This window comes from Prolixibacter sp. SD074 (genome assembly GCF_009617895.1).
Taxonomy (GTDB): domain Bacteria; phylum Bacteroidota; class Bacteroidia; order Bacteroidales; family Prolixibacteraceae; genus Prolixibacter.
The window spans coordinates 42,479-56,987 of record NZ_BLAW01000001.1; the positions used below are offsets into that span (position 1 = coordinate 42,479).

12 protein-coding genes are annotated in these 14,509 nt (G+C 45.0%); 6 read left to right on the forward strand and 6 right to left on the reverse strand.

Annotation, left to right across the window (positions count from 1 at the left end):
• Positions 1-56: 56 nt before the first annotated feature.
• Entirely contained in the window at positions 57-2,513 is a 2,457-nt protein-coding gene (gene pheT / locus GJU82_RS00210) for a phenylalanine--tRNA ligase subunit beta (protein ID WP_153630310.1), read from the reverse strand.
• Positions 2,514-2,843: 330 nt separating this feature from the next.
• Between pheT and GJU82_RS00215 the strand changes: the two genes are divergently transcribed.
• A complete protein-coding gene (locus tag GJU82_RS00215; RefSeq protein WP_153630311.1) occupies positions 2,844-3,209 on the forward strand; it encodes a hypothetical protein in 366 nt (121 codons plus the stop codon).
• Positions 3,210-3,319: 110 nt separating this feature from the next.
• On the opposite strand, the gene GJU82_RS00220 is transcribed toward GJU82_RS00215, so the two are convergent.
• The 5 genes from GJU82_RS00220 to GJU82_RS00240 form a co-directional block, all read right to left on the reverse strand.
• Entirely contained in the window at positions 3,320-3,772 is a 453-nt protein-coding gene (locus GJU82_RS00220; RefSeq protein ID WP_153630312.1) for an NUDIX hydrolase, read from the reverse strand.
• A complete protein-coding gene (gene miaA / locus GJU82_RS00225; RefSeq protein ID WP_153630313.1) occupies positions 3,769-4,686 on the reverse strand; it encodes a tRNA (adenosine(37)-N6)-dimethylallyltransferase MiaA in 918 nt (305 codons plus the stop codon). The genes GJU82_RS00220 and miaA overlap by 4 nt, the downstream gene beginning before the upstream one ends.
• Before the next feature lie 74 nt (positions 4,687-4,760).
• On the reverse strand, positions 4,761-4,952 hold the full coding sequence (locus GJU82_RS00230) for a hypothetical protein (RefSeq protein WP_153630314.1): 192 nt from the start codon (positions 4,950-4,952) through the stop codon (positions 4,761-4,763).
• 504 nt (positions 4,953-5,456) lie between these two features.
• Positions 5,457-5,834, reverse strand: a complete 378-nt coding sequence (locus GJU82_RS00235) for a hypothetical protein (protein ID WP_153630315.1) — start codon at positions 5,832-5,834, stop codon at positions 5,457-5,459.
• Positions 5,835-5,977: 143 nt separating this feature from the next.
• Positions 5,978-8,239 (reverse strand): aconitate hydratase, encoded by a 2,262-nt coding sequence (locus GJU82_RS00240; RefSeq protein WP_153630316.1) that lies wholly within the window; start codon positions 8,237-8,239, stop codon positions 5,978-5,980.
• Positions 8,240-8,356: 117 nt separating this feature from the next.
• Between GJU82_RS00240 and GJU82_RS00245 the strand changes: the two genes are divergently transcribed.
• The 5 genes from GJU82_RS00245 to GJU82_RS00265 all read left to right on the forward strand — a co-directional run bounded on the left by GJU82_RS00245 (position 8,357) and on the right by GJU82_RS00265 (position 14,400).
• A complete protein-coding gene (locus tag GJU82_RS00245) occupies positions 8,357-9,628 on the forward strand; it encodes an ABC transporter permease (RefSeq protein WP_228488493.1) in 1,272 nt (423 codons plus the stop codon).
• A 138-nt stretch (positions 9,629-9,766) separates the two neighbouring features.
• Complete coding sequence (locus GJU82_RS00250; protein WP_153630317.1) at positions 9,767-11,896, forward strand: TonB-dependent receptor; 2,130 nt, start codon at positions 9,767-9,769, stop codon at positions 11,894-11,896.
• An 18-nt stretch (positions 11,897-11,914) separates the two neighbouring features.
• Complete coding sequence (locus GJU82_RS00255; RefSeq protein ID WP_153630318.1) at positions 11,915-12,550, forward strand: hypothetical protein; 636 nt, start codon at positions 11,915-11,917, stop codon at positions 12,548-12,550.
• A gap of 42 nt (positions 12,551-12,592) precedes the next feature.
• Positions 12,593-13,630 carry a sensor histidine kinase gene (locus tag GJU82_RS00260; protein WP_153630319.1) on the forward strand — a complete coding sequence of 346 codons (1,038 nt, stop codon included), beginning with the start codon at positions 12,593-12,595 and terminating at the stop codon, positions 13,628-13,630.
• Positions 13,627-14,400: a LytTR family DNA-binding domain-containing protein gene (locus GJU82_RS00265; RefSeq protein WP_153630320.1), complete on the forward strand. Its 774-nt coding sequence runs from the start codon at positions 13,627-13,629 to the stop codon at positions 14,398-14,400. Before GJU82_RS00260 ends, GJU82_RS00265 begins: the two co-directional genes overlap by 4 nt.
• The last annotated feature ends 109 nt before the right edge of the window (positions 14,401-14,509 follow it).

Consider the following 14,509-nt stretch of genomic DNA (forward strand, 5'->3'; position numbering starts at 1 on the left):
AAGAAGGGGCCATCCCGAACATCCGAATTGGCCCCGAATTATTTTAATCATGATGTTTATCGTAATTGAGCATTCAGTTCGCGTTCGAACGCGCTCAATAACTTCTTCATCACTTTGTCAATCTGCTTGTCTTTTAACGTTTTTTCCTCATCGCGCAGGAAGAAACTTACTGCGTATGACTTCTTTCCTTCCGGAATATTTTTCCCTTCGTAAACGTCAAAAATGCTAACATTGCGCAGCAGTTTTCGTTCTGTTTTGTATGCAATTTCTTTTACACTGCCGAATTTTACATCCTTGTTGAGTAACAGCGCGAGGTCGCGTCGTACTTCCGGATATTTGGGCAGCGGCGTATAAGAAACACCATCTTTATCCAAAAGCTTCAGGATGGCCGTCCAGTTTAAATCACCATAGAAGACATCGGCTTCCACATCAGTCAATTTCTTGACCTTCGAACTTACATAGCCGATTTGTGCCACCAACTGATTGTTGAATTTGTATTCCAAACCGGAAGAGAGCAAGTCTGAATCAACGGTGTCAACCTGAGACTGCAATACATCCAGGCCTAATCGGGTTAAAATATTTTCCACGAAGGCTTTCAACGTGAAGAAAGTGGTCGGGCGGCTTTGCGTAGTCCAGTTTTCCGATTCATTTTTGCCGGTAATCCACAAGCCAATATGCTCTTCTTCGGCAAAATTCTTCACCGGTTTGTTGGGCGACTTATTCCCTTTAAAAGTGTATACATTCCCGAATTCATACAGTTTCAAATCCGGATTCCGGTAGTTGGTATTCCGGGCAACGGCTTCCATCCCGCCAAAAATCAATGTTTGGCGCATGCCGTTCAGATCCGAACTTAGCGGATTGTAAAGCTGAACCGTATGGTCGGCTTTGAAACTGTCAAGTTCTTCATAATAACCGACTTTGGTCAGCGAATTCGACATGATCTCATTGAATCCGTTTGCCGTCAGCATTTCCGAAAGCAAATTCTGAAGTTTTACCTTATCGGGAAACTCAGCATGCTGAATCGTTGATTTCACGGCTCCGTCCGGTTCCACATTGTTGTAGCCGTACACCCGCAAAACTTCTTCGATAATATCGGCTTCCCGGCGCACGTCCACGCGGTACGGCGGAACAAGCAAATCGAGATTATCCGGCGTGTTTGCTAGAATTTTTATCTCCAGCGCAGTGAGGATGCTTTTTACGGTTTCAGCCGGAATCTCTTTCCCGATAAGGCGGTTGATATGACGGTACGATACCGTTACCGGGAAATATTCCATAACAGATTGGTCGGCTACCACATCCACTATGTCAGAAGAGATGGTTCCGCCGGCCAGTTCTTTAATTAACAACGCTGCCCGTTTCAGTGCATAAATAACATTGTTCGGGTCGACACCCCGCTCGAAACGGAACGAAGCATCGGTATTCAGTCCGTGACGACGGGCCGTTTTCCGAATATAAACCGGATTGAAGTAAGCACTTTCCAGGAAGATGGCCGTGGTTGAATCTTTAACACCTGATTTGATACCACCGAAAACACCACCAATACACATGCCTTCCGATTCGTTGCAAATCATCAGGTCGTTGGCATCGAGTTCGCGTTCCTCTTCGTCGAGCGTAACAAATTTGGTCCCGGCAGTAAGTGTTTTGACAATGACTTTGTTGCCGGCAATTTCAGCGGCATCGAAAGCATGCAAAGGCTGGCCGGTTTCAAATAATACATAGTTGGTAATATCGACAATATTATTGATGGGATTCAACCCAATCAGGCGCAACCTGTTCTGAAGCCATTCGGGTGATTGCTTTACGGTAATACCGGAAACGGTTACACCGGAATAACGCGGGCAGGCTTCTTTATTTTCGATGGTTACCGGAATTTTCAGGTCATGATTGTCCACCGAAAAATGTCCTACCGAAGGTACGTGATAATCAATGTTCCGGGATTGCTTCAAATAAGCAGCCAAATCTCGGGCCACACCAATGTGTGAAGCTCCATCTATCCGGTTAGGGGTCAGATCAATTTCAATGACATAATCGCTTTTTACATTGAAATAATCACTGGCGGCAGCCCCAACTTTAGCATCAGAAGGCAACACCATAATCCCGCTATGGTCGGTGCCCAGACCGATTTCATCTTCGGCGCAAATCATTCCTTCAGAAACTTCGCCCCGAATTTTTGCTTTCTTGATAAGAAACGCCTTATCCCCGTCATAAAGAGTCGTTCCGACAGTTGCTACAACTACTTTTTGTCCCTGGGCCACATTGGGTGCACCACAAACAATGGGACTCTCTATTCCGTTGCCCAAATCGACTGTTGTCAAGCTCAGGTGATCGGAATTGGGATGGGGGATGCAGGTTTTTACTTCGCCAATGACAATCCCTTTCAGACCGCCTTTTACCGTTTCCACCTCTTCTACGCTGCCTACTTCAAGGCCAAGTTGGGTAAGGGTTTCGGCCACTTCCCCGGGAGTTAAATCCAGGTCAATATAATCCTTCAACCAGGTGTATGATAGCTTCATTTTCCGATGTTTAATTCAGCTTATTTTCAGAACCAACAAATGTAGAGAATTTCACCCCAAAGCCCAAACCCTTTGTTCGCGAAGAGATTTGACAGTTTTTCAGAAAAAAAACAGTTATAAAGCATGAAAGATATATGTTGAAGAACAGCTGATTGAAACAGAAAACAGGTTTTAGGAATTTTTTTTCATAAATTTCTCAAAGTTGTTTTTTAGATGGACTGAATTACTATTTTTCGACCATATAAACGAAGTTCATGTTGCAGGAAACAGATTGGCAGCATAGCTTGGGAAATACGAACGGAATTATTTCAGACCTAAATTGATTTGCAGATGGATAGAATAACTAAACCCCGGGTTGTGAAGGATTACGATAAACTTCCGACAGATACTCAAAACCAGATTAAGCTCCAGTATCCTTTCGGATTTGCTGACCATTTGGTAACCTACACCAATTCAAAAAAAGAGATTGTGTCTGCTTTGCCCTTTGAAGCCGAAGACTATTACTACCTGGTCCGGATGACGCGTGAAGAGGCGTCCGAAATCATCGAAAATGATGATGATTATGATGATGACGGAACTTTACGTGATGATTTCGAGATGGAAGGCCTGGAAACAGGTGGAGATGACGACGAAATTGAAGACGTGGAAGATGTGCCGGACGAGGACGAAGATGATGAGGATGACGATGGCTATTGAGAGGGTCCGGTATTTCAGTTAAACTGCAGCGATTTTTTCATAACCGGATTTAGGGAAGGAATGTCGTACGCGGAAGCATGCATCAGATGCTTTCGCTTTTTTATGTTCATTCATAATGGTCGCCTGTGTTGTAACATTTCACCAATCCTTTTGTCAATCGGAAAGCTGAGCTGTTGTTTTATATTTTCGATGGGACACCAGCGGAAATGCATGTCGCCGTTTTTATGCAGATCGGAATAATTGGGTTTGCTTTCAACAGCGAAACCGGGCTTAAGTTGATTGGCAAATTCGGCCTTATAATAAATACTGAGGAGCTGTGTGTTTTCGAAAAACTGTGCTTGCTGGTAAAAGTCGGTGGTGTAAAAATGTTCGATATCTCTGATTTCCTGTTGTAACTCTTCCCGGAATTCACGACGCAGGCAATCAATGGTGCCTTCTCCATATTCGAGGCCACCGCCTGGAAATTTGGTCATTGGGCGGCCCAATTGAAACTCATCAATCAGCAAAACATTCCTGTCTTGTAATAACAGCCCGTAAACCCTGATGGTAAAATTCCCGTTCATGCTTCCTGGTTTTGCATTAGTTGTTCATCAATATATTGCAACACCTGTTGCTTCTCGTCGGGGTGAAACCAACGGATACTTTCATCGCGGCGAAACCAGGTGAGTTGTTTGCGTGCGTATTTTCTGGAATTGGCCTGAATCCTTTTGGTGGCTTGCTCCAGTGTTAATTCGCCGTCGAAATGCGCAAAAAGTTCTTTGTAGCCAACCGTATTCAGCGGATTTAAATGGCGTTTTCCATAAACACTGTGGGCTTCATCCGCCAACCCTTCTTCCATCATCAGTTCCACCCGGCGGTTGATCCGGTCGTAAAGCTCGGTGCGGCCGCGATTCAATCCGATTTTAATAATGTCGAAATGGCGTTTTTTCGTTCCTTCTCTCCGTAAGGAAGAATAAGCTTTGCCGGTCATGTAATAGATCTCGAGGGCATGCAGGATTCGTTTGGGATTTTTCAAATCGGCCTGTTCATAATACTCGGGATCAACGTTTTTTAATTCGAGGCGTAAAGGTTCCAGTCCATTTTCATGAAACCGGTCGAGTAATTGCTTCCTCAATTTCTTGTCTACCGTTGGAAGATCATCGATTCCTTTGCAAACAGCATCGATATATAACATGGAACCACCTGTCATAAGCACGGTATGGTGCTTTTGAAACAACTCTTCCAGCAAATTCAATACATCATATTCGAATTTACCGGCATTGTAGTCATCTTCCACCGAGAGGTTTTGAATCATGTGATGGGGAACCTGCTGTAAGTATTTTTCGTCCGGAACGGCTGTCCCGATGCTGATTTCTTTGAAAAGTTGGCGGGAATCACACGAGATGATTTCGGTATGGAGATGGTTAGCTATATCAATGCTGAGATCTGTCTTTCCTACACCAGTAGGGCCAAGCAAAACAATAAGGGTATTTTTCATGAATGGGTTGCACGGGTTTTGTGCAAAGGTAGCAAGCTGTGGCTGGAAATAAAAAGGGGGCAAAAGCCCCTTTGTTATAAGATTTCGTCGATGTCTCCGTAAATTTGATTCAGATCCTCCAATTCACCGAAATCAGAGTACTCGTCCAAGTTATCCCATTCCGTTTCCACAAGTAAATCGTTTTCTTTGGATTTGACGTCAAGTAACCGAGACGGGGTCACCCTTTTCTTCAAGGTAACCTCCGGTGCATTAAAGTTCTTTTCCATGATAACCGTATTTAGTTCAATAAATAAAAATCAATTCGAAAAATGTTAAAACAGAATATTATTTGGTTTTCATACGTTTAAAATTTATAATTATGGTTCATAATTTAATTCTAAATTTGAGAACGTATGGAACCGCTTCGCTCTCACATGAACTTTTTTTAATCATTGCCTTTGGCGAACTTTTGATTAAAAAAGTTCATGTTCGTTTCATTTTAAAAGCTCATTCCATCTTATGCTATCATCAGATTGCTTTCTGATTCTGATGTCGCCACCGCCAAGGCAACCGGTTTTTTTTGTTTATTAATTTGACTGAGTGGCTAACTTGCCTGAAAGTCAAACATGAGTGCTGTTTTTCGGAAAACGAAAATTAAAGGAATATTTCATTGTAATTACTTTTCGATCCATAACATTTTTCCTAAACAGTATTCAAAGTAAAAGATGAAATTCTAAAATCGGTTAGAAATTGTATTAAAAAATGTTAAAAAATGTAGAATCGAGCTATTTTTATAATTGAATATTTCCATGTGTTATTTGATCCCATGGAATAAACGCTCCAAGTAAACCGAGTATGGTTCCGATCAAAATAATTTTCAAAATGGCAATTACAATTCCAATGATGGCACAGGTTCTTCCACTACGGATATTTGAATAGGATGACAGTGTGTAAAGCCTTGGTGTTTGGTGATATAGATGTTCTGCGTTGCGGGCTATAACCAGGGCGGCCACGCCGGCAACGATACCTACCAGGCTATTAAAAAACGCGATAATCAGGGCAATAATTCCAAGAATTAAGATGACCGATGCGTTAGGAATTTCGTGTTGAAAGGAGGTTGGGGCCCCGGTTTGGTTAGTATTCTCTGTTTGGGTGTTTTCTGTTTCCATATCTTTGTTTTTCTGATTGTTAGTGGGTGTAAATATAAGAAATGGAAGGTATAATATCCAAATTTTAGAAAAATAGGACAGAAAGTTTAAATTATATAAAAAAAGCCGGTTGATACCGGCTTTTTTTATCATATGGAAAGAAATTATTGATTCTCTTTAATGAAGTTCAGGCATGAACCGGCTTTGAACCATTCAATTTGTGCCTCATTGTAGGTGTGATTGGCAATGATTTCATCGGTTGAGCCATCGGCATGATGAAGAACAACCACCAATGAACTTCCGGGAGCAAACTCGGTCAGTTTTAATACATCGATGGTATCGTCTTCCTGTACTTTGTCGTAATCGGACGGATTATCGAAGGTCAGTGCCAGCATACCCTGTTTTTTCAGGTTTGTTTCGTGGATACGGGCAAATGAACGAACGAGAACAACTCGTACGCCCAGATGACGCGGTTCCATAGCTGCGTGCTCGCGTGATGAGCCTTCGCCGTAGTTTTCGTCTCCAACAATAACAGAACCGATTCCTTTGGCTTTGTAATCACGTGCTGTTGCCGGTACTTCACCCAGTTCGCCGGTCAATTGGTTTTTCACGGCATTTGTGCGTTCGTTGAAGTAATTAACACCACCAATCAGCATGTTGTTGGAAATATTGTCAAGGTGTCCGCGGTAACGAAGCCAGGGACCAGCCATTGAAATATGGTCGGTTGTACATTTTCCTTTTGCTTTGATAAGCAATTTCATTCCCGTCAGGTTGTTACCATCCCATGCTTTAAAGGGAGTGAGCAACTGAAGACGCTCAGAATCTGGCTTGACAACTACTTCCAGATTTTTGTTTTCCGAAGACGGCGGAATAAAACCCCTGTCTTTCACATCGAAACCATTGGTTGGCAAGTCATCACCTTTTGGCTCGTCCAGTTTTACTTTCTCACCTTTTTCGTTTTCCAGATAGTCAGTTACGGGGTTGAAATCGAGCGTACCGGCGATCGAAAAGGCCGTTACAATTTCAGGTGAAGCTACAAAACCATGCGTTTTGGGGTTGCCATCATTTCGTTTGGAGAAGTTCCTGTTGAATGACGTCATAATGGAGTTCTCATCCAGGTTCTCGGCATTGTGACGTGCCCACTGGCCGATACACGGCCCACAGGCATTGGCCAGCACTACTCCACCAATTTTTTCGAAGGTGTCGAGGTAACCATCGCGGTCGACGGTATAACGAACCTGTTCCGAACCCGGAGTAACGGTAAATTCGGCTTTTACTTTAAGTTTTTTGTCAAGTGCCTGCTTAGCTACCGATGCAGCCCGGCTAATATCTTCATAAGATGAGTTGGTACACGAACCAATCAAACCGACTTCCATTTTCAGCGGCCAACCGTTTTCTTTGGCTACTTTACCAAATTGTGACACAGGTGTTGCCAAATCAGGAGTGAATGGGCCATTGATATGTGGTTCCAGGTCCGAAAGGTTAATTTCGATGATCTGGTCATAATAGGCTTCCGGATTTTCTGCGACTTCCGGATCGGGACGAAGGTGTTCTCCGATTTTGGCAGCCATTTCAGCTACATCAGTACGACCGGTAGCTTTCAGGTATTTTGCCATCGATTCGTCAAACGGGAAGGTTGAAGTAGTGGCTCCAATTTCGGCGCCCATGTTACAAATGGTACCTTTTCCTGTTCCGGAGATGGATTCAGCTCCCGGGCCAAAATACTCAACAATGCTTCCGGTTCCGCCTTTTACAGTAAGAATGCCGGCCACTTTCAGGATAACATCTTTGGGAGAAGTCCATCCACTGAGTTTTCCGGTTAGTTTCACACCAATCAGTTTCGGGAATTTAAGCTCCCATGGAAGTCCGGCCATCACGTCTACGGCATCGGCGCCACCTACACCAATGGCAACCATTCCCATACCGCCTGCATTAGGAGTATGCGAGTCGGTCCCAATCATCATTCCACCCGGGAAGGCGTAATTCTCAAGTACTACCTGGTGAATAATCCCTGCTCCCGGTTTCCAAAAACCGATTCCATATTTTTTTGAGGCTGACGCCAGGAAATCGTATACTTCTTTGTTGGTTTTCTCAGCAGTTGTAAGGTCTTCTTTTGCTCCTACCCTGGCCAGGATTAAGTGGTCGCAGTGAACCGTCGAAGGGACGGAAACCCGATCTTTTCCGGCCTGCATAAACTGGAGAACAGCCATCTGTGCAGTGGCATCCTGCATGGCAACGCGATCAGGTGCGAAATTGGCGTAAGATTCACCCCGTTTAAACGGTTCGACAGGAAGATCTCCGGAAAGGTGAGCGTAAAGAATTTTTTCACTTAAGGTAATGGGGCGCCCAAGAAGTTTGCGGGCTTGCTTGATTCTTTCAGGGTAGCGTTCATATACCTGACGAATCATTTCAACGTCATATGCCATTTTTTAATCGATTTATTTAGATATGTCGCAAAATAACATTTATTAATCATAAATGAATACAAATCCTAAAGGTTTGTAGGAGCTGAATTGTTTCAAAATCTTTGAAATATTTCTACCTTGGAGAAGCAAACCAAATCAATTATGTTGTTCAATCCGCTCACACGCGAGAACATTTTAATGTCGATCCAGTCAATCAGGGGAAACTGGGTCCGTTCGGTGTTGACCATCCTAATCATTGCTGTTGGAATTACGGCATTGGTTGGCATTCTAACAGCTATTGATTCTATCAAAAATTCCATTACAGCAGAATTTACCAGGCTTGGCGCTAACACGTTTACCGTTCAGAGCCGTGGTATGCGGGTGCAGGTGGGCGGAAACCGCTATCGAAGTAAGAATTACAGTTACATCAGCTATTTCGAAGCGCGGAAGTTTAAGAACGAATTCGATTTTCCGGCCGAGGTTTCCATTACGGTTAATGCGACGGGTACAGCAACGGTCCGTTATAAGTCGCAAAAAAGTAATCCAAATGTCAGGGTAATAGGCGTTGATGGCAATTATCTACAAACGGCCGGATACGACATCAGTATGGGGCGAAATTTTGCTTCACAGGAGATTTATTCCGGAACGAATGTGGCTTTGTTGGGAAATGGGTTGGCCCGGAAACTCTTCCCGGGAATAGTGAACCCAACTGGGCGGGCCATTTCTATCGGGACGGCGCGTTATCGCGTTGTTGGAATTCTGGCCGAGAAGGGTAGTGCCTTTGGTTCATCCGGCGACCGGTTGGTTTTGTTGCCATATTCCAATGTTCGGCAGGTTTTTTCGCGTCCGCAGATGAATTTTCAAATTCAGGTAATGCCTAAGTCACCGCAATTGCTTGATATCGCGACCGGAGAGGCAGAAGGTTTGTTTCGCGTTATTCGGGGCCTGAATGTTCAAGATGAATCGGATTTCAACATTGTGAAAAGCGACAACCTTGTCAATATTTTGTTGGAAAATATCAAATACATCACTTTGGCAGCCACCATTATTGGATTCATCACGTTGCTTGGAGCGGCTGTTGGATTAATGAATATCATGCTGGTCACCGTTTCGGAACGGACCCGCGAAATTGGTATCCGGAAAGCGATGGGGGCCAATTCCCGAACCATTCGTCAGCAATTCCTGATTGAATCCATCGTCATTGGCCAACTTGGAGGTTTGGTTGGTATCGTGTTGGGCATATTGGCCGGAAATGGTGTTTCTGCGCTAATCGGAAGCTCTTTCATTGTTCCGTGGCTCTGGATTTTTTCCGGAGTAGCGCTCTGCTTGCTTGTCAGCCTGGCTTCCGGATTCCTGCCGGCCATGCAGGCAGCCAGGCTCGATCCCATCGAAGCGCTGCGATACGAATAACGGACCGCTCAGGATAATCCTCCACGACTCATCCACTCAAATTTCAGTTCATCCGGGTTCTCGTGCAGTTCATCCGGTTCTTTTTTCTATTTTTCCTCACTTACCGCAATTTTGAGGTACACGATACCTGAAAATGCGATGAAAAAGATTCAGCTTATATTCCTGTTAACCTTTCTTTCTGTCACTGTTTTCGGTCAGATTTCAATTCATGGAAAAGTGGTCGATACACAAAATCAACCATTGCCCGGTGCCAATATTTATTTTGAAAATACGTACGAAGGCGCCACTTCCGACAGTGACGGCATTTTTCAATTGACTTCTCAGCTCGAAGGGGCACAACGGCTGAAAGTTACCTTCCTGGGATATGTCCCTTACACCGTAGCCATTCCGGCGAAAGCCGATACAGCGCTGGTGATTACACTGCAACCCGAGCACAACAAAGTTGACGAAGTGGTCATTACGGCGGGTACGTTCGGTACGGACGATGATGAACAAACGGTCACGCTCAACGCTATCGATATTCTGACAACACCCACTTCGGAAGGCGACATCTACGGCGCTTTGCGAACCTTGCCGGGGACACAGCAGGTCGCCGAAGACGGAAGGCTTTTCGTCCGGGGAGGCGAGGCGTACGAAACCAAAACCTTCATCGACGGGATGGAGATGCAGCAACCGTACAGCAGTTCCACGCCTGATTTGCCTTCGCGCGGACGCTTTTCACCCGAACTGTTTAAAGGTACCCTGTTCGGTACCGGTGGTTATTCGGCCGAGTACGGACAAGCTCTCTCGTCGGCGCTCATCCTGCACACCATCGATCTTCCGAAGGAATCATTTACTTCCATTGGATTGCTGAATGTGGGCGTTCAGGGAGGGTACACCAAGCGTTTCGATAAGGCATCGGTCAGTGCATCCGGCGAGTATTACAATCTCGGGCTCAACAATAGAATCAACCCGCCCCGTAACGCGTTCGCGGAAGACCCGGTCCAGATGAACGGCTTGGTTCATGCCCAGGTTAAATCGGGGAAGCAGGGGATGTGGAAAGCATTGTACTCGTTTAATCATCATAAACTAATTGCGCCTTATGCTACTTCAGCAACGGACCGGGAAAATGTGGCGCTCAATTCAACGAACCACTACGTTAATACGACTTACCGGAATATGTTGTCAGATACCTGGATGATTTATGGCGGTGTTTCAGGTGATTATTATGACGATCGCATCAAAATGGAGGAGGGGAACTACCATATTATGGATCGTTATTCTCAGGGGCGGGCAGGATTGAAATATCTGCCGTCGGAAAAGGTGAAAATCAACATGGGCGTGGATGCCAACTGGCAGGACAATGAACGTTCGAATGAAGCTGTGGCTAACCGGGAAGCCGGATTTACACAACGAACGCTGGCCACTTATGTGGAGGTGGAATTTCAGTTGGGCGAAAACTGGGCCGTTCGTTTGGGCGTACGGCCTGAATATTTCGATCTCCTGCAAAAGATTGAAGTGGCCCCGAGGCTTTCACTGGCGCGGAAAACGGGCGAACACAGTCAGCTTTCGCTGGCCTACGGAGCTTTTTACCAAAATGCGCCTGATGAGTACCTGGCTTTCAACCACCAACTAAATGCCGAAGGTGCAGGGCATTTTATCCTGAATTACCAGTATTCCCGCAATAAACGGGATTTCCGGATTGAGACCTATTACAAGGATTACCAGAGCCTGGTGAAATTCAACATGGGCCAGAGTGAGTATACTCCGGCTTATTATACTTCATCGGGTTCGGGATATTCCAAAGGTGTGGATCTTTTCTTCCGTGACCGGAAAAGCATTCCGTTGCTGGATTACTGGATTGCTTATTCGTACCTTGATACCAAACGCTATTATCGTGATTTCCCGACAAAGGTAACTCCTGGTTTCGTTGCGAAGAATACGTTGTCGGTGGTTGGGAAGTATTGGATTGCCGGCTGGAATACACAGTTCGGGTTCAGCTTTACGGCTGCCAGCGGAAGACCTTATGACGATCCGAATACACCGGCATTCATGGATAAAAAAGCCCCGGTCTACTCCAATCTCAGCCTGAATGCTTCACATCTGGCCTATCTGTTTGGCAATTACACCATTTTCTACTGTTCTGTTGGAAATGTTTTGGGACGCGACAAACCATACACTTACCGTTATTCGGAAACCCCCAACAGCGCCGGGACCAACGAACGTATTCCCGTGCAGGCCGAAACATTGCGCAGCATTATTCTTGGCGTTTTCATTCAAATAAAATAATACCTAAAAATGTACATCATGAAAAAAGTAGCTTTAATCATCGTCGTTGTGGTTGTGTCAACCGCCAGTCTTTGGGCGCAGAATTATGCCGGTGCCATGCAGAATGCTCTTGCAAAAATGGGCGCTGCCAAATCTACAACCGATTTTGTGGCCGCGTCACAAATCTTTGAGCGCATTACTCAGGTTGAAACAGCCAAATGGGAGCCGGCTTATTACGCCGCCTTGTCGCTCATCAACGGGAGTTATACCGGGCAAGAAAAGGAAAAGCGTGATCAGATGCTGGATCAGGCGCAGAAGTTTATCGATACTTGCTTGAAGCGTTCGCCGGAAAACAGCGAAGCCATGACATTGCAAGGGTATTTGTACCAGGCGCGCATTGGCGTTGACGGCTCCCGTGGGCAGGAATTCTCTCCAAAAGCAGCCGGCGCGTTAAAACAGGCAATGGCATGGGATGCAAATAATCCCCGGGCGACCAGTCTGATGGCGATGAATATATTTTACACTCCCTCATTTTATGGAGGCGGCAAAGAGAATGCGCTGCCATTGTTTGAGAAAGCGGAAAAACTGTTTGCTGAACAACCAAAATCTTCATCGTTTACACCTTCATGGGGAGAAGAAATGAACCAGCATTTTCTACAGGAATGTAAAAAGTAGGGTAAATATTATGTATCCGCAGTTTTTCCTAATTTTAGACTAATGAAAAATTTAAAGAAAAGCTGGAAAATACATTTGCGCGACTTGGTGATTGTATTGTGTGTCGGTTTTGGGATAACCCTTACCATGAGTGATTTGGAATCCGTAATCCATTCATTCTGGAACATATTGCTTTACAATACAATTATTGGAATGGGCCTGTGGAAAGGAAATGAAGCGGTTACTGTGCTCGTGCAGTATTGGTATCCATGGAGAATCAACCGTTCGCGAACCTACTTATTGATGTGGACCGGGATTGTTGTATATTCTCTTTTCTTTGTATTCCTGTTTAATTTCCTGTGGGCCGTTTTCATGAACCACATTCCGGTTTACGAATTCATGAAATATTACAAGTTTACCATTTTGATTGAGTTCTTGATTTCCATTGGAATCGCGGGGATTATTTACACCTCCGTTTTTTTCAAAAACTGGAAAAATCTGTTGCAGGAGCATGCCGAAATGGAAAAGGCCAATATCGAATCGAAACTGGCTGCTCTACAAAACCAGGTCAATCCACATTTTCTTTTTAATTGCCTGAATACACTCAATTCGTTGGTGTATGTCGATGCCGGAAAAGCCAGCCGGTTTATTGGCGATTTGTCGAAAGTGTATCGCTATGTACTGGAGCAGGATGATGTGGTCACCCTGGCGGAAGAAGTTGCCTTCTGTCAGTCGTACCTCGTGCTGGAGCAGTTTCGGTTTGGTGAAAAGCTGAAGGTGGATTTTCATCTCAGCGGAAGCGAATCGGAGAAGATTCTTCGGGTGGGGCTTCAGCTGATGCTCGAAAATGCCATTAAACACAACGAAATATCCAATGAAAAGCCATTGCATATCGAAGTAAAAAGGGAAGGTGATTTTGTTGTGGTGAAGAATAATTTGCAATTGAAGTCAACTTTGCCGATGTCGGCCCGGATGGGACAGAAGAATTTACAGGAGCGTTATCGTTTGATGGGGGAACGAATCCCGGAGTTTTGCCAGGAGGGAGAATTTTATGTAGCTCGTATCCCTTTATTCAGGAATGAAGAAAAGCAATTATCATGAAGATACTGATTGTGGAAGATGAGCCGCTTGCCGCCGAAAGACTGGAAACGATGATTCGGGAATACCTTCCCGAAGTGGATGTGGCTGGTCCGTTCGACAGTATCCGGCAGACGGCCGCCTGGCTGAAAAAGAATGGTGCTCCGGAATTGGGCTTCTTCGACATTCAGTTGGCTGACGGATTGAGTTTTGAAATCTTTGAGCAGGCCGAAGTAACCTGCCCGGTGATTTTTACCACCGCCTTTGACGAATATGCGCTGAAGGCCTTTAAGGTAAACAGTGTTGATTATTTATTGAAACCTGTCGATAAGAAGGAGCTTTTTTCAGCATTAGGAAAGTACGGACGTCTATTTAAGCAGCAGGACAAGCAGGGAAGCGTTTCGACCGAAGCAATCGACCAGATTTACCGTATGATGACGCGAAATTACCGTAGTCGGTTTTTGATTCGGGTGGGGGAGCATCTTCGTCCGCTGGACATTGCCGATGTGGTTTATTTTTATTCGCAACAGCGGTCTACCTTCGTGTTAACACGTGAGGGGAAAAGCTACGATTTGGATTTTACTCTCGATCAGTTGGAACAGGAACTGGATCCGAAACAGTTTTTCCGGGTAAACCGCAGCGCCCTGGTCCGGTTGGATGCGATTGGCGATGTGCTGATTTATTCAGGAAACCGCCTCAGACTGAAACTGGTGAAAGAACCCGATGAACCGGTGCTGGTGAGCCGCGAGAAAGTATCGTCGTTTAAACAATGGCTGGAGGGAGGAAATTCTTAAACCTCGTTCCTGGTGATATCAGCGGACCAAAACTATTTTTATTCCGGGTTTCCCCGGGAAGGAAAATGATTGAAGAGCAGGTAGCAAAAGATAATTTTCTCTGAAAAGG

Excerpts from the sequence above, each read along its gene's own strand:
- GJU82_RS00235 (WP_153630315.1), bottom strand. The coding sequence starts at position 5,834 with ATGGAAACAGAAAACACCCAAACAGAGAATACTAACCAAACCGGGGCC.
- miaA (WP_153630313.1), bottom strand. The coding sequence starts at position 4,686 with ATGAAAAATACCCTTATTGTTTTGCTTGGCCCTACTGGTGTAGGAAAG.
- GJU82_RS00265 (WP_153630320.1), top strand. The coding sequence starts at position 13,627 with ATGAAGATACTGATTGTGGAAGATGAGCCGCTTGCCGCCGAAAGACTG.
- GJU82_RS00220 (WP_153630312.1), bottom strand. The coding sequence starts at position 3,772 with ATGAACGGGAATTTTACCATCAGGGTTTACGGGCTGTTATTACAAGAC.
- GJU82_RS00255 (WP_153630318.1), top strand. The coding sequence starts at position 11,915 with ATGAAAAAAGTAGCTTTAATCATCGTCGTTGTGGTTGTGTCAACCGCC.
- GJU82_RS00215 (WP_153630311.1), top strand. The coding sequence starts at position 2,844 with ATGGATAGAATAACTAAACCCCGGGTTGTGAAGGATTACGATAAACTT.
- GJU82_RS00250 (WP_153630317.1), top strand. The coding sequence starts at position 9,767 with ATGAAAAAGATTCAGCTTATATTCCTGTTAACCTTTCTTTCTGTCACT.
- GJU82_RS00260 (WP_153630319.1), top strand. The coding sequence starts at position 12,593 with ATGAAAAATTTAAAGAAAAGCTGGAAAATACATTTGCGCGACTTGGTG.
- pheT (WP_153630310.1), bottom strand. The coding sequence starts at position 2,513 with ATGAAGCTATCATACACCTGGTTGAAGGATTATATTGACCTGGATTTA.
- GJU82_RS00240 (WP_153630316.1), bottom strand. The coding sequence starts at position 8,239 with ATGGCATATGACGTTGAAATGATTCGTCAGGTATATGAACGCTACCCT.
- GJU82_RS00230 (WP_153630314.1), bottom strand. The coding sequence starts at position 4,952 with ATGGAAAAGAACTTTAATGCACCGGAGGTTACCTTGAAGAAAAGGGTG.